This window comes from Maribacter sp. X9 (assembly GCF_048537565.1).
Taxonomy (GTDB): Bacteria; Bacteroidota; Bacteroidia; order Flavobacteriales; family Flavobacteriaceae; genus Maribacter.
Genome location: NZ_CP183215.1, coordinates 3,831,377 through 3,850,960 on the forward strand (window position 1 = coordinate 3,831,377; position 19,584 = coordinate 3,850,960).

23 protein-coding genes are annotated in these 19,584 nt (G+C 35.2%); 15 read left to right on the forward strand and 8 right to left on the reverse strand.

Annotation, left to right across the window (positions count from 1 at the left end; translation table 11 throughout):
* Positions 1–33: 33 nt before the first annotated feature.
* Positions 34–162: a 30S ribosomal protein THX gene (locus ACNR9Q_RS16355; RefSeq protein ID WP_419212294.1), complete on the forward strand. Its 129-nt coding sequence runs from the start codon at positions 34–36 to the stop codon at positions 160–162.
* A 2-nt stretch (positions 163–164) separates the two neighbouring features.
* Here ACNR9Q_RS16355 and ACNR9Q_RS16360 read toward each other — a convergent pair whose 3' ends face one another.
* From ACNR9Q_RS16360 to ACNR9Q_RS16375, 4 genes are all read right to left on the reverse strand, one after another.
* Positions 165–530, reverse strand: a complete 366-nt coding sequence (locus ACNR9Q_RS16360) for a hypothetical protein (protein WP_419212295.1) — start codon at positions 528–530, stop codon at positions 165–167.
* Between the two features lie 47 nt (positions 531–577).
* Positions 578–1,339, reverse strand: coding sequence for a peroxide stress protein YaaA (yaaA, locus tag ACNR9Q_RS16365; protein WP_419212296.1), 762 nt, complete (start codon positions 1,337–1,339; stop codon positions 578–580).
* Between the two features lie 97 nt (positions 1,340–1,436).
* Positions 1,437–2,462: an RluA family pseudouridine synthase gene (locus ACNR9Q_RS16370; RefSeq protein ID WP_419212297.1), complete on the reverse strand. Its 1,026-nt coding sequence runs from the start codon at positions 2,460–2,462 to the stop codon at positions 1,437–1,439.
* 4 nt (positions 2,463–2,466) lie between these two features.
* Entirely contained in the window at positions 2,467–3,054 is a 588-nt protein-coding gene (locus ACNR9Q_RS16375) for a PASTA domain-containing protein (protein WP_419212298.1), read from the reverse strand.
* A 171-nt stretch (positions 3,055–3,225) separates the two neighbouring features.
* Here ACNR9Q_RS16375 and ACNR9Q_RS16380 point away from each other — a divergent pair, with 171 nt between their 5' ends.
* The 5 genes from ACNR9Q_RS16380 (at position 3,226) to ACNR9Q_RS16400 (ending at position 8,991) form a co-directional block, all read left to right on the forward strand.
* Positions 3,226–4,200 carry a D-alanine--D-alanine ligase gene (locus ACNR9Q_RS16380; protein ID WP_419212299.1) on the forward strand — a complete coding sequence of 325 codons (975 nt, stop codon included), beginning with the start codon at positions 3,226–3,228 and terminating at the stop codon, positions 4,198–4,200.
* 32 nt (positions 4,201–4,232) lie between these two features.
* Positions 4,233–4,685 (forward strand): pantetheine-phosphate adenylyltransferase, encoded by a 453-nt coding sequence (coaD, locus tag ACNR9Q_RS16385; RefSeq protein ID WP_419212300.1) that lies wholly within the window; start codon positions 4,233–4,235, stop codon positions 4,683–4,685.
* 250 nt (positions 4,686–4,935) lie between these two features.
* Positions 4,936–6,786 carry a PAS domain S-box protein gene (locus ACNR9Q_RS16390; protein WP_419212301.1) on the forward strand — a complete coding sequence of 617 codons (1,851 nt, stop codon included), beginning with the start codon at positions 4,936–4,938 and terminating at the stop codon, positions 6,784–6,786.
* On the forward strand, positions 6,773–7,177 hold the full coding sequence (locus ACNR9Q_RS16395) for a response regulator (protein WP_419212302.1): 405 nt from the start codon (positions 6,773–6,775) through the stop codon (positions 7,175–7,177). The genes ACNR9Q_RS16390 and ACNR9Q_RS16395 overlap by 14 nt, the downstream gene beginning before the upstream one ends.
* Positions 7,178–7,245: 68 nt before the next feature.
* On the forward strand, positions 7,246–8,991 hold the full coding sequence (locus ACNR9Q_RS16400; protein WP_419212303.1) for a M14 family metallopeptidase: 1,746 nt from the start codon (positions 7,246–7,248) through the stop codon (positions 8,989–8,991).
* A gap of 5 nt (positions 8,992–8,996) precedes the next feature.
* On the opposite strand, the gene ACNR9Q_RS16405 is transcribed toward ACNR9Q_RS16400, so the two are convergent.
* Positions 8,997–9,587 carry an NUDIX hydrolase gene (locus ACNR9Q_RS16405; RefSeq protein ID WP_419212304.1) on the reverse strand — a complete coding sequence of 197 codons (591 nt, stop codon included), beginning with the start codon at positions 9,585–9,587 and terminating at the stop codon, positions 8,997–8,999.
* Positions 9,588–9,594: 7 nt separating this feature from the next.
* Here ACNR9Q_RS16405 and pyrE point away from each other — a divergent pair, with 7 nt between their 5' ends.
* On the forward strand, positions 9,595–10,239 hold the full coding sequence (pyrE, locus tag ACNR9Q_RS16410; RefSeq protein WP_419212305.1) for an orotate phosphoribosyltransferase: 645 nt from the start codon (positions 9,595–9,597) through the stop codon (positions 10,237–10,239).
* 2 nt (positions 10,240–10,241) lie between these two features.
* Positions 10,242–10,634 (forward strand): SRPBCC family protein, encoded by a 393-nt coding sequence (locus ACNR9Q_RS16415; protein WP_419212306.1) that lies wholly within the window; start codon positions 10,242–10,244, stop codon positions 10,632–10,634.
* On the opposite strand, the gene ACNR9Q_RS16420 is transcribed toward ACNR9Q_RS16415, so the two are convergent.
* Positions 10,631–11,362 (reverse strand): biotin--[acetyl-CoA-carboxylase] ligase, encoded by a 732-nt coding sequence (locus tag ACNR9Q_RS16420; RefSeq protein ID WP_419212307.1) that lies wholly within the window; start codon positions 11,360–11,362, stop codon positions 10,631–10,633. The two genes, ACNR9Q_RS16415 and ACNR9Q_RS16420, sit on opposite strands and share 4 nt — an antisense overlap.
* A 94-nt stretch (positions 11,363–11,456) precedes the next feature.
* On the opposite strand from ACNR9Q_RS16420, the gene rsfS reads away from it, so the two are divergent.
* The 6 genes from rsfS to ACNR9Q_RS16450 are packed head-to-tail and all read left to right on the forward strand — an operon-like array spanning position 11,457 to position 16,209.
* Complete coding sequence (rsfS, locus tag ACNR9Q_RS16425; protein ID WP_419212308.1) at positions 11,457–11,834, forward strand: ribosome silencing factor; 378 nt, start codon at positions 11,457–11,459, stop codon at positions 11,832–11,834.
* A gap of 9 nt (positions 11,835–11,843) precedes the next feature.
* Positions 11,844–13,847, forward strand: a complete 2,004-nt coding sequence (gene ftsH, locus ACNR9Q_RS16430; RefSeq protein ID WP_419212309.1) for an ATP-dependent zinc metalloprotease FtsH — start codon at positions 11,844–11,846, stop codon at positions 13,845–13,847.
* A gap of 40 nt (positions 13,848–13,887) precedes the next feature.
* Entirely contained in the window at positions 13,888–14,499 is a 612-nt protein-coding gene (locus ACNR9Q_RS16435; protein ID WP_419212310.1) for an LUD domain-containing protein, read from the forward strand.
* Position 14,500: 1 nt separating this feature from the next.
* Positions 14,501–15,304: a phosphatidate cytidylyltransferase gene (locus ACNR9Q_RS16440; RefSeq protein ID WP_419212311.1), complete on the forward strand. Its 804-nt coding sequence runs from the start codon at positions 14,501–14,503 to the stop codon at positions 15,302–15,304.
* Positions 15,294–15,977: a phosphatidylserine decarboxylase family protein gene (locus tag ACNR9Q_RS16445; RefSeq protein WP_419212312.1), complete on the forward strand. Its 684-nt coding sequence runs from the start codon at positions 15,294–15,296 to the stop codon at positions 15,975–15,977. The genes ACNR9Q_RS16440 and ACNR9Q_RS16445 overlap by 11 nt, the downstream gene beginning before the upstream one ends.
* Positions 15,952–16,209 carry an acyl-CoA-binding protein gene (locus ACNR9Q_RS16450; RefSeq protein WP_419212313.1) on the forward strand — a complete coding sequence of 86 codons (258 nt, stop codon included), beginning with the start codon at positions 15,952–15,954 and terminating at the stop codon, positions 16,207–16,209. The genes ACNR9Q_RS16445 and ACNR9Q_RS16450 overlap by 26 nt, the downstream gene beginning before the upstream one ends.
* A gap of 16 nt (positions 16,210–16,225) precedes the next feature.
* Here the strand turns inward: ACNR9Q_RS16450 and ACNR9Q_RS16455 are convergent, their stop codons facing one another.
* Entirely contained in the window at positions 16,226–16,927 is a 702-nt protein-coding gene (locus tag ACNR9Q_RS16455) for a response regulator transcription factor (RefSeq protein WP_419212314.1), read from the reverse strand.
* Positions 16,908–18,191 (reverse strand): sensor histidine kinase, encoded by a 1,284-nt coding sequence (locus ACNR9Q_RS16460; protein ID WP_419212315.1) that lies wholly within the window; start codon positions 18,189–18,191, stop codon positions 16,908–16,910. The genes ACNR9Q_RS16455 and ACNR9Q_RS16460 overlap by 20 nt, the downstream gene beginning before the upstream one ends.
* Before the next feature lie 239 nt (positions 18,192–18,430).
* Between ACNR9Q_RS16460 and ACNR9Q_RS16465 the strand changes: the two genes are divergently transcribed.
* Positions 18,431–19,573 carry a transporter gene (locus ACNR9Q_RS16465; protein ID WP_419212316.1) on the forward strand — a complete coding sequence of 381 codons (1,143 nt, stop codon included), beginning with the start codon at positions 18,431–18,433 and terminating at the stop codon, positions 19,571–19,573.
* The last annotated feature ends 11 nt before the right edge of the window (positions 19,574–19,584 follow it).

A 19,584-nucleotide genomic window follows, 5' to 3' on the forward strand; every position in this document is an offset into this window, starting at 1 on the left:
CTAACTTTAAATCAATGTAAACGAATAAATACCATGGGTAAGGGAGACAAAAGGTCAAGAAAAGGAAAAATTGCCAATAATTCTTACGGGGCACGAAGACCTCGAAAAATTAAAAAACGACCTTCTATTGAGGATAAAATAAAAGTTGGTAAAAAGAAATAAACCTATTCGTCTATTCTAAACTTCAGTTCAATCTTATTATCGGCATCTAACGAAAGTTCATAGGTATAAAAGCCAATTGGCAACGTATCTGAAGAAACTTCATCAGGAAAATAGTTCAAGCTCATCGAATCGGTCAAAATGGTCAATGAACTAGCAGTAAAGGCAGTTTCATATTCCAAGTACTTTGAGTAATCGCCTGCAGTAATATTTTCATATACCGTATCATGTTGAGCTATACGTACTTCAGTAAAAAATTGTTCCGTATTATTTTTAATACGGATGTTGACCATATCAACATTATCATCCCTATCGGTACAGGATAAAAGTATTGCTAAACATAAAACCGAGAGCAAGAGAATCCTTTTCATAAGCGGTAGTTAAGTATAGCTATTAACGAAAAAGAGCGAACATTATTTTACCGTATGAATACCGGTTCATTTTCCTTCAACGTATGTTCTTGACTAAATTCATAGTCATCTAAATTAAATCCCTTTATATCATCTAAAGTCTGGGCCTCAGAATCTAAAATATATCGAACCATTGAACCCCTGGCCTTTTTAGCGTAAAAACTGATGATCTTTAATTTATCATTCTTCCAATCTTTAAAAACCGGAGAGATTATTGTTGCCTTTATTTTCTTAGGCTGCAGTACGCTATAGTATTCATTACTGGCCAAGTTTACTAATAACTCACCCTCTTCCATTTCTTCATTTAAATATTCCGTCAATCTACTGCCCCAATACTCATAGAGGTTCTTCTTTCTCCCAACTTTTAAAGAAGTGCCCATTTCTAAGCGGTAGGGCTGCATTAAATCCAAAGGTTTTAAAATTCCGTATTGTCCCGATAATATTCGTAGTGTATTTTGAAGTTTTTTAATTTTGTCGTCAGTCAATGAATACGCATCCAACCCTTGATAAACATCTCCATTGAAAGCATATATAGCAGGTCTAGAATTATTAAGGGTAAAAGGTGTTTCAAACTTTTGATTTCGTTCCCAGTTCAACTGGGCCAAATTATCTGAGATTGACATTAGCGCAGATAAATCTTTCGGTTTCTTCTTGGCTAAAATTTTATTCAACTTTTCTGCATCTTCAATAAACGTCGGGATCGTATAGTCAGATGATGGAAGTTCAGTTTCGTAATCCAACGATTTAGCCGGGGAAATAACAATTTTCATAGTGCAATTTTAAAACGACCACAAAAATAAAAAGGAAATGTAGGAAGACCTACAAAAGTTAAGAAAGAGTTCAAATGGCCTGATCGATGAAAACTATTTAAACGCTGTTTTGACTATAATTCCGCCATTTTTCGATAGCATTCACCATATCTTCAGGTATGTCAGAATCAAAACTCATGTATTCGCCAGTGACCGGATGCACAAAACCTAAAGTCTTGGCATGAAGTGCCTGCCTTGGAAGCAGTTTAAACGTATTTTCGACAAACTGCTTGTACTTGGTAAAGGTGGTACCTTTCAATATTTTTTCTCCTCCGTATCGTTCGTCATTGAACAAGGTGTGACCTATATATTTCATGTGCACCCGAATCTGATGGGTCCTACCTGTTTCTAATTTACAAGATAGCAAGGTAACATACCCCAAACGCTCCAATACCTTAAAATGGGTAACGGCTTCCTTACCCTCTTCCCCATCGGGAAAAACATGCATCTGCAGGCGGTTTTTAGGATTTCTTCCCACATGACCCACAACCGTACCTTCGTCTTCTTCCACATTGCCCCAGACAAGAGCAATATATTCACGTTCGGAAGTTTTATCGAAGAACTGTTTCGCCAAGTGAGTCATGGCGGCTTCGGTTTTTGCCACTACCAATAGGCCTGAGGTGTCTTTATCGATTCGATGGACCAACCCGGGGCGTTCGTTGCCATTTACGGGTAAATTGTCGGTATGATAAATAAGTGCATTGATTAAAGTTCCTGAATAATTGCCATGCCCCGGATGGACTACCATGCCCGCAGGTTTATTGACTACTAAAAGTACATCGTCTTCGTAAACAATATCTAAAGGAATATCTTCAGGAACCAATAAAAATTCATGAGGTGGATGTTCGAACAAAACCTTTACCTCATCGCCTGCTTTTACCTTATAATTAGATTTTACGATTTCATCATTCACCCAAACATGACCATCTTTGGCCGCTTGCTGAATTTTATTTCGCGTAGCGTTCTCAATGAAGTTCATTAAAAACTTGTCGACCCGTAAAGGTTCCTGTCCTTTTGATGCTAAAAAGCGATGATGTTCAAAAAGCTCTCCATCTTCATGTTCTACTTGCTCCGTTTTATCCATTCTCTTATTCTGAATCCGCTTTTATAATGGCACGATCGGTAATGTTACCGTTACCACATACCAATTCAATTTTAGAAGTTTTAGGTAGTTTGTCTCCAGGTTTAATATATTTCCCCTTATATTTTATTTGATAGACCATGTCCTTCCCCAATTCGTCTACATAAGTTACTCGCTGTACATCCAAGCCAACTGCTTTTAACATAGAAGATGCATTTCTTTTGGTCACTTGTATGATCTGTGGAACGGTCACTTTTTTGTATCCTGATGGATTTACAGTGAAATATATTTTTCTATTCGTTTTAACCTTGGCCCCTGCCACTGGATTTTGTTCAATAATAGAGAATCTTGGAAAGTCGGGATTATAATTGGCAGAATCCAAAACTTCATATCTGAGCCCGGCTTCTTCGATAGATTTCCGCATTTCCATGACCGATTGTTTGGAAAAATCCGGCACTTCAACAAACTCACCATGATTTGTTGTACTGTTAAGCCATCCCAACACTAAGAAAATAGTGATAACCAAAACGACAAGCGCAAGCCCAATTTGAATTAAAAAGGTCCTGCTCTTTAAAAAATTGAAAAAATTTCCCATACCTATTATTTGACCTGACAAATATAGTAAATGCCCACGTATCATTTTGATGCATGGTTAATAGTTCTACTGAACTTAAATCTGTAAATCTTGAAATGAATGCTTCAAGATTTCTTTTTTATTTTGAACCAATACTTCATCTTTGTTCTATGAATCTATAGACTTTTTGGAATGAAAAAAAACATAGCGATTATAATGGGCGGTTATTCAAGTGAATATAAAATATCCCTAAAAAGCGGTAACGTGGTTTATGATTATTTGGACAAGGATAAATTCAACTTATATCGCATTCATATTTTTAAGGAAAAGTGGGTCTATATTGATGATAATGAAAACGAAACACCTATGGATCGAAATAATTTTTCAATTCCTGTGTCGGGAAAGTCAATAGTATTCGATTGTGTTTTTAACGCAATTCATGGCACCCCCGGTGAAGATGGATTAATGCAGGCCTATTTTAAACTACTCGGTATTCCGCAGACATCATGCGGCTTTTATCAGGCCGCACTCACTTTCAACAAAAGAGACTTATTGAGTGTTTTAAAGCCTTATGGTATTAAATCGGCACCTTCTTTCTATTTAAACAAAGGAGATGAAATCAATGAAGATGAAATCATTGAGCGAGTAAAACTTCCTTGCTTTGTAAAAGCGAATAAATCAGGTAGTAGCTATGGGATCACTAAAGTGTACCAAAAAGAGGAATTACGAACCGCAATAGAAACAGCCTATAAAGAAGATGACGAAATAATCATCGAAGCTTTTCTTGAAGGAACAGAAGTATCTGTAGGGGTTTTAAAGCTTCATGGAGAAACAACTGTGTTGCCTATTACAGAAATCGTTTCCGAAAATGACTTCTTTGATTACGAAGCAAAGTATGAGGGTAAATCACAAGAAATCACACCCGCTAGAATAAATAACGAACAATTGGAAAATGTTACGGCCATTTCTAAAAAGATGTATGATATTCTGAAAATGAAAGGCTTTTCAAGAAGTGAGTTTATTTTTATAGGTAATGAACCTTATTTGTTGGAAATGAATACCACTCCTGGTTTAACTACAGAAAGTATTCTTCCTCAACAGGCAAAAGTGGCCGGAATTGAATTGGGGATGTTATTTGAAAATGCCATTATCGAAGCTTTATCTTAAAATACCTATTTTTAAAATTATAAACCAATTATATGAGACGCGCAATTTTCCCTGGTTCTTTCGACCCCCTTACCTTAGGGCACCATGATATCATAATGCGGGGTATTACGCTTTTTGATGAATTAGTGATAGCGATTGGGAAGAATGCCGATAAAAAATATATGTTCACCTTAGAAAAACGCATGCAATTTATTCGTGAAGCCTTTAAAGATGAACCCACTATTAGTGTAAAAACCTATGAAGGTCTTACGGTAGATTTTTGTAAAAAAATTGGTGCGAATTTTATCTTAAGAGGGTTACGAAATCCAGCAGATTTTGAGTTTGAAAAAGCTATTGCACATACCAACAGAAAATTATCAGAAATAGAAACCGTATTCTTATTGACCTCATCGGGTAAATCTTACATAAGTTCTTCTATCGTAAGAGATGTTATACGAAATGGGGGTGATTATACCGGTCTAGTACCTACCTCTGTAAGAAAATAGGTTTGAAAATGAAAGAACACATTCTCTTAATTTAAAAATCCCCAATCAAAAAAAATCGTTAAGCAATTATTCTTTCTTAAAATGATAAAATAAGATCAGTAGCATTTCGTCTAAAGTCCCTACATTACATGGGCTCTAAAATAGTTTTTTCCTCAAAGATTTACCTTAGACCACCTTTATCGATCCATTCACAACATTTTTTGAACAAAACTATACTTTTCAGTTACTTTTGGTAGGAAAATTCAACGGTATGATAAATTTCCCCCAGACATCAAATACCTATTATTTAATTAAACAATTGCCCACTCCTACTGTATTTATAAATACAGAATATATGATTGTGCACGTGTCCGATAAATGGAATAGGGTATTTTATCCAGAAGATAAAAATGCAAAAGAAAAAAATCTGTTCTCGGTTTTTCCGGATTTAAGTCCCAAATGGAAAACCGTTTTAGCAGAATGTTTTAAAGGAAATCCTCAACCAATGGGCATCCATAAAGCAAAAGATGCAAAAAAAATAGAACGTTGGTTTGAATGGACCAATGCACCGTGGTATGACGCGAATGAAAATATTGTTGGAGCAATAATTCAATTAAATGACATTACCGAATCTGTACATAATGAATTAGAGCTCAATAAAAAAGATATACTATTAAGGCAACAGGCCGAAATTTCGAACCTTGGAAGATGGGAATACGATTTAATTACAAATAAACTTTTTTGGTGTACTACTACGAAAGCAATACATGAAGTACCACCCCATTATATTCCCAACATAGAGAACGCAATCTTTTTTTACAAAGAAGGACATAGCCGTAATGCCATTTCCATGGCTTTATTCGAAGCACATCACCATGGTAAGCCTTGGAATTTAAAATTACAGATTGTAACAGCCAATGGTAATGAAAAATGGGTAACGACCGCTGGAAAGCCAATATATAACAAAGGGAAATTGGTCGGAATGTTGGGCACCTTCCAAGATATTCACGAGCAGGTTGAAGCCAACATGAAAATCCTTGATAATGAAAAACTATTAAGGACCTTAATCGATAATTTACCGGTTAATGTATATGTAAAGGATACTGAATCTAGAAAAATACTTGTAAATAAATCTGAATGTGATTATCTGGGAGCTAAAAATCCTGAAGATCTTTTAGGCAAAAACGATTTTGATTTGTACCCCGAAGAGTCTGCAAAGCGATCAAGGGAAGAAGATTTAAAAGTAATGAATACTTTGAGTCCAATTATCGGCAAAGAAACCATCAAAGTTAAAAAAGATGGTAAAGAAACGGCCTTTCTAAGTTCTAAAATTCCGTTACTGAACGATAAAGGAGTAGCCTATGGTCTAGTGGGTATAAGCTTGGATATTTCCAAAATAAAGGAAAAAGAAAAAGAATTAAGAAATATTATCAATATTGCATCGATCCAAAATAAGAAGCTGTTGAATTTTGCCCACATCATTTCACACAACCTCAGATCTCACTCGGCGAATTTTTCTATGCTGTTGAGTTTTCTTGAAACTGAAAAAGATAAGGAAGAGAGAAACCGCATAATCGCTATGCTTACTGATGCTTCAAATAACCTATTGGAAACATTGGATATCCTAAATGACGTAGTTACCATAAACACCAATACCAATATTGAAAAAAAGCCAATTGATTTAAACAGAACGATTTCTGAAGTACAACAAAATTTATCTGGATTCCTTTTAAACAACAGAGCAAAAATTATAAATCAAGTTCCATCGGGTTTCGTCTTGAAATGTGTACCTAACTATTTAGAAAGCATGTTGACCAACTTTATAACCAACGCGGTCAAATATAAGTGCCCTACCAAAAATCCAGAAATAACATTAAGCATAAGTAAAACAGAGGATTTTTCAATTTTGTCGATAGCAGACAATGGTTTAGGTATCGACTTAAAAAAATATGGTAAAAAAATATTTGGAATGTACAAAACCTTTCATGAGCACAAAGATGCCAAAGGCATTGGTCTTTATATAACTAAAAATCAAATAGAAGCCATGAACGGAAAAATTGAAGTCAGTAGTGAACTAGGAAAAGGAACAGAATTCAAAATATTCTTTAATGACAAAAATTAACGATATCACTATTATCGATGATGACCCCATTACAATTTTTGGCTTGCGTAAATTGATAGGCAACACTGTAGACTGCGGCCATATAGAATCTTATTCGAATGGAAAATTAGCTTACAATGGAATAAAAGAAAGACTTCAAAAAAAACAGCCCGTTCCTGAAATTATTTTTTTGGATATCAATATGCCCATTATGGACGGATGGGAATTTTTGAAGGCCTTTATAGAGCTTCCAATTACCGAGAAAATAAAAATTAACATTGTGACCTCCTCAATTGATCCATGTGATAAAAAACAATGGGAATTTTACAAAGTTAAAACCCATCATTTAATCACCTTTAACCTAAAACCAATAGACCGCTCCAAAATAGAAGAAATTACTCAAATTGCCTGAAATTGTTAGTTTGGTATTGATTATTTTTACTGAAATCATTGGGCTTTATCCCATAAAATATTTTAGCAATGAGATTTCTAATACTTTCCGTTCTTTTTGCATTATTGATTTCCTGTGAGAAGAAAACAGAAAATACCGAGACTAATTTCCCCACTCATTTTGAACTTTCCAACAAAACGGAAACTGCCACTTATGATGAGGTTATTCAATTCTATATCAATCTCGCCAAAGAATTTTCAAGTATCAATATCCAAACTATCGGGTCTACCGATAGTGGAAAACCTTTACACCTAGTAACCTTTAGTGCTAAAGGAGATTTTAATTTTCAAAAATTAGCCGATAAAAATACCATAATGCTAATAAACAATGGCATTCACCCTGGTGAAAGCGATGGTATTGACGCTACCATGTTGCTATACCGTGACTTGGCGAGTAAAAAAATAACAACTCCGAAAGAAACGATTATTGCCACGATCCCCATCTATAACATTGGCGGATCCTTAAACCGCAACAGTTCTACGAGAGCCAATCAAAATGGCCCCAAAGAATATGGGTTTAGAGGCAATGCTAAAAACTACGACTTGAATAGGGATTTTATAAAGACCGATACCGAGAATGCCAAGACCTTTGCCCAAATATACCATCTTATTAATCCCGATGTATTTATTGACAACCACGTTAGCAATGGTGCAGATTACCAATATACGCTTACCCACTTGTTTACCCAACACAATAAACTTGGTGGAGCACTAGGAGAATATGTACATGAACGCCTTATGCCACAACTGCACGATTCACTTTTAAAGTCGAATTGGGATATAACCCCCTATGTAAATGTTTTTAACAGGCCTCCAGAGACAGGTTTTCAACAGTTTATGGACTATCCTAGATATTCGACCGGATATACCACCCTATGGAATACGTTAGGTATGATGGTTGAGACCCATATGTTGAAACCTTATGACAAACGTGTTGAAGGTACGTACATGTTAATGAAAAAAATGATTTCCATAACCGATAAAGATGGTAAAGAAATAAGAGCGTTGCGTGATGCCGCAATAAATACATATAAAGATAAAATGTACTATCCTCTTGCATGGCACGTTGATAGCACTAAGGTATCAAAATATAATTTCAAAGGATTTCGGGCAGATACGATAATAAGCGAAGTAACCGGTTTTCCAAGATTAAAATATAATAGGGAGGTGCCTACTGAAAAGGAAGTAGAATATCAAGACTATTTTACACCTTCAGATTCAATAAAAATTCCGAAAGCATATGTTATAGGAAGTCAATGGAAAGATGTAATTGACAAGTTAATTTTGAATAAAATATCTTTCAACACACTTAAAAAGGATACTTTAATTGAAGTGGAATCTTATAAAATAGCCGATTACCAAACCGTAAACGCCCCCTTTGAAGGCCATTATCTACATAGAAACACTAAAGTAGATCCGAAAATCATCCCTATAAACTTCAAAACCGGAGATATCATTGTGCCAACTGATCAACCAGGGATACGATATCTTTTAGAAACCTTGGAACCATCAGGGGTAGACTCTTTTTTTAATTGGAATTTTTTTGACACTATATTACAGCAAAAAGAAGGTTTCTCCCCTTATGTTTTTGAAGATACGGCCCTTAGCATGTTGAAAAAAGATTCTATTATAAAAAATAGGTTTGAGGATAAAAAGGCACAAGATTTAAATTTTAAAGAAAATTGGTATGCCCAACTAGACTGGCTTTTTAAGCAAAGTAATCTTTACGAAAAAGCACATTTACAATACCCTATTTATAGGATATCAAAAGATTGATCAATCTAATCTCCTTCAAACAAAATCTTAATATTCACATATGAATTCTGAAGTGCCTTCTGAATTTTAATGGGTCCTTTCCATTTCACCTTTACAATTCCTTCTTTTTTTTCAGGCTTCAATTTTCCGGTATAATCCGTTTTCATAGCATACCAGTGAACCTGCTTTAAAGTATACACCCCACTATTTTTAAAAACATGGTAGGTAGTTCTAAGAAAATTTTCGATTTTAAGCCCCTTTACACCAGTTTCTTCCATGACTTCTCGAATGGCACAGTCTTCAATTGACTCCCCTTTGTCCAATTTTCCCTTAGGCAAATCCCATTTATCATTTCTATAGATAAACAAAACCTTTCCTTTTTCATTGGTAACAACGCCACCGGCGGCAACCACCAAAGGAATTTCCTGAGTAAACTTTTTTAAAATCTCTTCATGGTTAGGGTGATATATATACGCTTCTTCTAATTTTTTCTTTTTCAACGATTTAATAGCCTCCTGTATGGAATCTTGATTGAGCAAAAAATACTCCCCATTTGCTGCCTCAGAGAGCTTATTTGTTAAAATCAAAGGCAATTCATTAACAAAAACTTTATACATTTGCGTCATGGTTTTAGACAAGAACACGGCTAAAAAAACAGCAGAGCTTCTGCTGCAAATTAATGCAATAAAATTGAAACCGGAAAATCCTTTTACTTGGGCGTCCGGTTGGAAATCTCCTATCTACTGTGACAATAGAATTCTATTGTCTTATCCCATCATCAGAAATTACATCCGTGATGAAATGGCAAAACAGGTAGAACATTTATATGGAAAGCCAGATTGTATCGTAGGTGTTGCCACTGGGGCCATTGGAATAGGAGCATTGGTAGCCGATAAACTTAATTTACCTTTTGCCTATGTACGACCAGAGCCAAAGTCCCACGGTAGGCAAAATCAGATAGAAGGCCATGTGGAAGCTCACCAAACCGTTGTGGTCATAGAAGATCTCATAAGTACCGGAAAAAGTAGCTTAAACGCGGTTGATGCCCTAAGAGAGGTCGACGCAAAAGTAAAAGGCATGTTAGCCATTTTCACGTACGGTTTTGAAACTGCCGCGTCTAATTTCGAAGAAAGGAAAACCGAACTACATACGTTAAGTAGTTACGAATTTCTTATCGAACAGGCTTCTGAAACCGGCTACATAAAAGCGGAACAATTAATAACACTAATGGAATGGAGGAAGAATCCTTCACAATGGACAGCTAAGTAATTATGTTTATAGAAACACCAAAAGTCGAAGTATCAAAAAGTAAGGAGGAGACATACAACTTCTTGAACGAATTATCAAACTTTGAACAATTGATGCCCGAAAACATCGATAAATTCGAGGTTTTAAGTGAAATCAGATTTCTTTTCGCTTTAAAAGGAATGCCAGAAATTGTTTTGGAGAAAAAAGAGCAAAATCCTTTCAAGAAACTGGTTTTAGGGGCAGCAAGTGAGAAATTACCCTTTACCTTAACTGCAGATATTTCTGAAATGGGGGCCGATAAAAGTGAGGTGACTTTAAGTTTTTCAGGAGAATTCAATGCCATGATGGCAATGATGGTAAAAACCCCGATTACCAACTTTATCAATACCTTATCTAAAAATTTAGGGAAGCTTTAATAGATTAGTTGAATTTCTTTTAATCCGAATTCCTCAACATTTGAATTCTGCATTTCAACCTGCAGCTTTCCGCTATCAGTAATACCTTTAATGACTCCGTTTACAAACTCCTTCCCTTGAATCCTAAATTTCGATAACTTTCCAATTCTGTATAGGTTGGCATGATATGCCGCAAAAAGTTCTTCCTCCAGAAAATCTATTGGCTTCATTAAATGCTTATTCAAATTCTCGATTAAAACGTATAGAACTTCATCAAGATCAAAACTACGACCCACAATCTCTTTTAAGGAAGCTGCATGAGGTATATTTTTGAAACTATCTTGATTCACGTTCAATCCAAATCCGATTACACTACTTCGTATTTTAGAACCTGAAATCATATTCTCTATAAGTATACCTCCTATTTTACGGTCACCTGACAGAATGTCGTTAGGCCATTTGATACTCAGTTTTGGAATTCCCAATTGCTTCAAACCATCTAAAATCGCTAAAGACACACTTATACTTATCAGGAAAGCCTGATTAACATTTAAACCGAATTCTTTTTTCAAAATACTGAAAGCCAAGTTCTTACCTTCTTCAGATTCCCACTTAGCGTCCATCTGCCCTCTCCCAGATGTTTGGTTTTGAGTGGTTACGACCGTAAAATCCTGAAGCTTGTTTTTTGTAGCCAACGCCTTCAAATAGGTGTTCGTAGATTCCGTGGCACTAAGTTTGATTATTTGCATTTGCAGTACTTAATATGAATCTTTAATGTATTGTTAAAAACTAGACCTAAAAGAACAAAAAAATAATAACTTTGTAAAAAACTAAAATTTTTGAATGCAGGAAAGGAAAACTAGCGCAGATGAGTTAATTGCATTAATTATACAGGGAGTTGAAGAAGTAAAGGGACACAATATAAATCTTTTGGATTTAAGGGAAATTGAGAATACCGTTTGTGATTACTTCATTGTTTGCAACGGTACTTCCAATACGCATGTAAATGCAATTGTAGGTTCTATCCAAAAAACAGTAAGCAAAGCGATTAAGGACAAACCTTGGCACGTAGAAGGCGAGGATAATGCAGAGTGGGTACTAATGGACTATGTAAATGTGGTCGTTCATGTATTCCAAAAACAAATCCGTGAATTCTATGACATAGAAGGTCTATGGGGTGATGCAAAGTTCACAACCATAGAAAGTAGCGTTAATCAATAAAAAAATATAATGGCAAAAGAAAATAGTACCACTCCTAAAAAACCCAAATTCAGTTCTTGGTGGATTTATGGACTAGTAGCAGTATTACTTATTGGATTTCAATTATTCAATAGTGACGATTTAGCTAGCACCAAGAAAACAACCACTTCTGAACTTCAGGAGTATTTAAGAAATGGTGACGTCAAAAAGATTTTGATTATTACCAATACGAATCAGGCAAAAGTTTTCTTGACCGATGAAGCTATTAAAAAAGAAGTCCATAAGGATGTAAATGAGAAGTCTTTTCTACCATCCACAGGTAATGTACCGCAGTACACCTTAGATTATGGCGATCTTCAGATATTTCAAAACGAAATCACTGAGATTAAAAAAGAAAATAACCTAGACACGATTATAGAATTTGGGAAAGAATCTACGGCTATTCTTGACTTTTTATTGTCGTTGCTCCCTTTTATCCTGATTATAGGTATTTGGATTTATTTGATGAGAAGAATGTCCGGCGGCGGCGGCGGCGGCGCAGGCGGCCAAATTTTCAACATTGGTAAGTCAAAAGCGAAGCTCTTCGATGAAAAAACCGATACAAGAACATCATTTAAAGATGTTGCCGGTTTAGAAGGTGCTAAAGAAGAGGTAGAGGAAATTGTGGAGTTTTTAAGAAATCCAGACAAATATACTTCCTTAGGTGGTAAAATCCCCAAAGGAGCATTACTGGTAGGCCCTCCAGGTACGGGTAAGACACTTTTAGCCAAGGCGGTAGCCGGTGAAGCTAAAGTTCCTTTTTTCTCGCTATCAGGTTCAGATTTCGTTGAAATGTTCGTTGGTGTTGGTGCTTCTAGAGTCCGTGACCTTTTTAAGCAAGCAAAAGATAAATCTCCTGCCATTATTTTTATTGATGAGATCGATGCCATTGGGCGGGCAAGAGGTAAAAACAATTTCACTGGATCTAACGATGAACGTGAAAATACCTTGAACCAATTATTGACAGAAATGGATGGTTTTGGTACCAATACAAACGTTATTGTATTGGCTGCTACTAACCGAGCCGATGTTTTAGATAAGGCTTTAATGCGTGCCGGTCGTTTTGACAGACAGATTTATGTTGATCTACCCGATATCAGGGAGCGTAAAGAAATTTTTGAGGTACATCTTAGACCTATTAAAACAGCCGAAACATTAGATTTGGATTTCTTGGCTCGACAAACCCCTGGTTTCTCTGGTGCAGATATTGCGAATGTTTGTAACGAAGCTGCTTTAATTGCCGCCCGTAAAGAGAAAAAAGCAGTGACAAAACAAGATTTTCTAGATGCCGTCGATAGAATAGTTGGTGGTCTTGAGAAGAAAAATAAAATCATCACTCCGGGAGAAAAAGAAACAATAGCATATCACGAAGCTGGTCATGCAACGACAAGTTGGATGTTAGAGCATGCTGCACCGTTAGTAAAAGTAACCATTGTTCCTAGAGGACAATCTTTAGGTGCGGCTTGGTATCTTCCCGAAGAGCGCTTAATCGTTAGGCCCGAACAAATGCTTGACGAAATGTGTGCAACCATGGGTGGTAGGGCTGCTGAAAAAGTGATTTTCAATAAAATATCAACTGGTGCTTTGAGCGACTTGGAAAAAGTAACCAAACAAGCTCGGGCCATGGTTACTATCTACGGTCTAAATGAAGAGATTGGAAACCTTACCTATTATGATTCCTCAGGCCAGGATAATTATGGATTCTCAAAACCTTACAGTGAAGATACCGCTAGAAAGATTGACGCTGAAATATCTAAAATAATTGAGGAGCAATATCAAAGAGCGATTCAAGTTCTAACGGATAACAAGGATAAGCTGACCACATTAGCGGAAAGATTATTGGAGAAAGAGGTTATCTTTAAGGAAGATTTAGAAAAAATATTCGGCAAGAGAAATTTTGAGAAGGATATTTTGGCTATGGAAAATGAGAGTAAGCTTAAAGAACTTGAAGATAATAATACAACGGAAGAGAAAGAAATAACAGAAAATAAATAATATTGCATAACTTGGGTAGGCAATTATTTTAAAACTATAAATGGGGCTTTTAGATATTTTATTTGGTGGCGGCAAGAAGAAGGTTTCAAAGGAAACCGCAGAAACCCGAGGGGAGCACATGCCAGATATAAATATTCCCGTGGATGAAAAATTCACTATCCATTTCAAACAAAATGGAGGAAAATTCATTTACTGTATTTCAGATGGAGAAGTATCAAAGGCCTTAAAGAGCATTATAGAAGAGAATAGCTGGCAAAATGAGCCATTCTATGTAATGAACGATAGATTATCTGAGAAATTTAAAAAAGAACCTATCACCTTTACCGAAAATCCCAGAAAAAGTGAAGTTTTCTTTACTACCTGTGAGCATTTAATTGCACAAAACGGAAGCATATTGGTATGTTCCAATCAATTAAAAGAGCGAAAGGTAAATGAACTTCCAAGTAACGTAGTGGTTTTCGCCACTACGAGTCAATTGGTCGAATCTATTGGAGAGGGTTTAAAAACAATAAAGAGAAAATATGGCCAAAGAATTCCGGCCAATATCACAACCTTAAAACACTTTAAAGCTACCAAAGAAAACTCCGATGATTTTCTAACGTATGGTAGTAGTACTAAAAATCTCTATCTTTTACTTTTGGAGGATTTATAGTATGAAAGAAATTTTAAGAAGGTCACTAACGGGGGCTGTCTATATTATACTTTTATTATCGGCAGTTTTTCTAAGTTCTGATGCTTTCGATTTTTTATTCATGACCTTTGGTCTAGCTTGTTTATATGAATACAAAAAACTCGTTGGCTTAAAGGGTTATCATATATTTGCTGCCTATTTAGCCCTATGGTGGGCATTTATTTATTTGGTCAAGGATCAGCAATTGATAAATATATTAATGTTCATTACCATTATAGTTGACGTTTATTTACTCGTAAATCTTTTTTCTAAAAGAAATATTAAACACAATACCTTCCTAAAATTTGTCATAGGGCTCTTTTATATCGGTGGTGGATGTATTTTCTTAACCATGATTCCTTATAAAAACGATGCATTTGCCAAGTTATTAATAATGGGAATATTCATTTTGATCTGGGTAAATGACTCATTTGCATACCTTGTAGGCAAAAGCATAGGCAGAACAAAATTATTTCCTTCTGTTTCTCCGAAAAAAACCGTTGAAGGAACCTTAGGGGGTTATATCTTTGCACTTGGCGCTGCTTACCTTATAGCAACCCTTGAACAACTTATTAGTCCGTTACAATGGATGTTATTGGCAACGGTTATTGTTATTGCGGGTAGTTTGGGAGATTTAGTAGAATCCAAATTAAAAAGGGCCGCTGGTGTTAAGGATAGTGGGGCTATTTTACCAGGTCACGGGGGCATGTTAGATCGGTTGGATAGCTTAGTATTTGCGGCGCCGTTCGCGTATTTAACTTTAAATATTTTCAGTTATGTTTCATAGGGAGGGGCAGAAAATCATCCTATTTTCTTTTTTCTTAGTAGGTATCAGTGTAATCCTCGCACATTTTTTTATCGATATTTCGTGGCTCAAATTAACCGTTCAATTAATTGGTCTCATTGCAATGGTAGCCATTCTACAGTTTTTTAGAAATCCGAAAAGAATCGCTGCTAAAAATTTCAATGAAATCCTCTCACCTGTCGACGGAAAGGTTGTTGTAATCGAAGAAGTATTTGAAAAAGAATTTTTCCAGGAAAAAAGAAGACAAGTTTCAATTTTCATGTCCCCCACCAATGTACATGTCACAAGATATCCCGCAAGTGGAAGTATCATTTTTTCGAAATATCATCCTGGTAAATATTTGGTAGCATGGCACCCAAAATCTAGTGAGGAGAATGAAAGAACCACCGTGGTTATTAAAACACCTAAATTCGGAGAGATTTTATACCGACAAATAGCAGGAGCAATGGCCAGACGCATAGTAAATTATGCGGAAAAAGGAGAAAACGTACAACAGGGTGAGGATTCAGGTTTTATAAAATTTGGCTCCAGAGTTGACTTGTTCTTACCTTTAGATTGCCAAATAAATGTAAAACTGAATCAAAAAGTAAAAGGAGCGGAAACATGCATCGCAACTTTTATTGACCCAAATGAAAAAGAAGAAACTACATATTGATTTTGAAGAGGCTGTTGCTTTTGTAAACAATTTTACAGAGCCTATTCCGGCAGATGTACTTTTAAAATTATATGCCTATTACAAAATAGCAAATGCGAATTTTGATAACCCAGGCAGTAAAACTCCGTTAATCAATGCCTTTAAGGCCAATGCTTTGTTTCAAGCCAAGAATATAAATGAAAAACAGGCTATGAAATCTTACATCGCTTTAGTTTCAAAAGAATTGAAGTAATTTATACCACTGGCGGTTATTCTTTTATTCGAAAAATAAATCCTTGACCATGGATATTATTTATACTAATAGTACTATCCTTTTCTAAATATTTTCTAAGCTTTGTAATGAATACATTTAAACTTTTTTTATTGAAAATATCATTTCTGCCCCATAGCTTAATCAATATGTCTTTATGACCACATAGCTCATTCTTATGCACCACTAAAAACTTAAGTAACTCACTTTCTTTAGTGGTAAGACGAACTACCTCATTTTCAAATAGGAGTTCTTGGTTCATTGAATTCAAAATGTATTTACCCAACTTAAACTGGTATTCAGATGCTGCTACTTCCTTTTCGCTGTTCATTCTTGATAGCAGATTCTTAATTCTAATTACCAATTCTTCTTCATCTATTGGTTTTTTCAAATAGTCAACCGCCCCTAGATAAAACCCTCTGAGTACATCAACCTTTAATGATCTGGCCGTTAGAAATAAAAATGGTAGATCCTCATGTTTTTCCTTAATTTTTTCAGCCAAACTAAAACCATCCATTCCTGGCATGGTAACATCTAGAATCGCTAAATCAAACTTGGTTTTCTCGATTATTTTTAACGCATCCATACCATTTGTAAACCATTTAACTTCAAAATCTTTCATTTTCAAATACTCCGTCAATAAATAGCCAAGGTCCGTACTATCTTCTACTAATATTATTCTATGCTTTATACTGCTCATTCTGAATAGGGATTATAATAGATATTTTAGATCCTTTTCCTTTCTCGCTTTCAATGGACACACTTCCCTTATGTTTCTCGATTACTTTTTTTACATAGCTCAAACCAAGTCCATAACCCTTAATTGCTTGAGCCCCGTCGGCATCACTAACCCTATAATATTTAACAAATATTTTTTCTTTATCTTCTTGTGATAGACCTACACCATTATCACTAATTTCAATTATCAACTTACTTTTTTTTATAAATGCATTTAATTCAATTTTCGGAGTTAGCGAATACTTTTTTGCATTATCAAGTATATTATTTACGGCATTTTCTAGATGAAAAACTGCGGCCTTGATTATAAAGGCCCTTTCCTCCAAAGTGTAGTTAAACGAAACATTTTCAATTGAAATCAATGTACTGAACTCTTCGCAAAGTCTACTTAAATAAGGTCTGAAATCAACATTTTCAAGTTGTAGCACATTTTTATCAGATTCTAGATTTCCCAACTCCAAGACTTTATCAATATGTATGGTAAGTCTTTTGACCTGTTGCTTTATTATGTTCAAAATAGGTTTTTGTTCTGTAAAAGCAGATTCATTTAAAATCTTAGTTGCCAAACCGATAGAAAATACCGGGGTCTTTAATTCGTGCGTAAGATTATTAATAAATTCATTAGTGGTGGTAATAACATTTCGTTGCCAGTAATACGTTCTTAAAACCCAGACGACTGCAATAAAAATACCCAAGATAAAAAGTAAACTAGGCAACGTAAGCCCATTAAGTTTGGTTAAAAAATAACTGTTCAAATTTTTAAACTGCAATTCTAAAAGAACCGGTCTTTCAAAAATTTTGGGTAAATAACCACTAATTTCAATAGGATAGGTCTCAATATCCCCATCTATTTTAAATTTAATAGGAGATTCCAAGTAATAGGTAGAATCCTTAGAAATCAACCTATAAGTAAAATCGGTATCTATACCATTTGTGGCCAGTTTTTCTGTAATAAAATCGTTCAGAAAATATCTTGATGCATCTTGCACACTGTCGATACTAATTTTAAAATACGAAGTATCCTCTTTTAAAGCTCTTCCTATTAAATAGGTTAATTGATTTTCAGTTCTTAATCCTAGGGCTATTTCATCACTTACCCTTCCCAAACTTGTATTGAACTGTACTTTTGCAAGGTTCAAACCTATTTTTAAATACTGGTATTGAACGATAGCCAGTCCAGTTATGGATATAAGAAATAACGCAATATATATGTTTCTTTTTTTCAAAATCTTATATAAAGAAACTCAATTAGTTCGAACAATTAACAAAACTTAATCTTTCATTAATCTCATTAACTTTTCATTAATCATTTTTACCGAACAGTTAATTCGAACCTAATAAGAATAGATCTACTTTGGTAGCGGTTAAATAATTAATCTTCAGTTAAATTAATGTTTTTAAACAATTTCTTGTAATGGCCAACTGTTTGTTGAGTGGAGTTGGCCATTTGTTTTTAAATAAAACTATGGCAAATATATATCGGATAATCGTAATACTTGTGATGCTTTTAGCAGCATCTCACCTTGAGGCCCAAGGTTGTGTGGCCATTCGTCATTTTTCCTCTTGCGTAGGAAATAGCCTAGAGAATAATCTTTTGGATAAAGGAGATATACAAATTGGTATGAATTATAGGTATTTTAAATCTTTTAGACACTTTCGAGGTACTGAAGAAGAGCCCGACCGTATCACCAACAATACTGAAGTTATCAATTACTCGCACGCTACCGATTTTTTTGCTACTATAGGGATTAACAAAAGAATATATACAAGTATTACCATTCCTACAGTTTTCAATTCTAGATCATCTTTATATGAACATGGGCGAGAGGAAAGAAACACTACATTTTCAAGAGGATTGGGTGATATTCGCTTTGGATTAGGATTTTGGGTACTCAATCCTGAAGAAAATTTAAACGGTAATATGGCCATTGGTTTAGGGGTTAAACTCCCCACAGGCAATTACAATGCATCTGATATATTTTACAATGTTGGCCCTAATGGTGAACCCCAAACCAGACCGGTAGACCAGTCGATTCAACCAGGGGATGGGGGATTTGGACTAACTTTGGATTTTCAGATCTACCAAAAAATTTCTACCGGTTTTTTTGGTTACGCAAGTGGTTTTTATCTACTCAATCCTAGAGAGACCAATGGTATTAGAACATTTAGGGAAACATTAAGCCCTATTCTTGAGAATGAATCTATTATGTCCGTTCCTGATCAATATTCCATAAGATCAGGATTAAGTCATAGCATATCCCCATTACTATCAAGTTCCCTTGGAGCTCGATTCGATTGTATTCCTGTTAAGGATTTAATTGGCGGAAATGAAGGTTTCAGAAGACCTGGCAATGTTCTTTCTATAGACCCTGGTCTAGCCATTAATAAAAAAAACCTCTCTTTCAACTTAAATGTTCCTTTCGCTATTCGTAGGGATAGACCACAAAGTATAACTGATCTACAGACCGAAAAAAGTACAGGCACTCCAAGAAATGGGGACGCTGCCTTTGCTGATTATGTGATAAATTTTGGGGTATCGTATCGTATTCCATCCAACAAAGTCAAAATATCCCCTGAATTACTGAATGAATTCAAAAAACAAGAATAACAATTAATCCT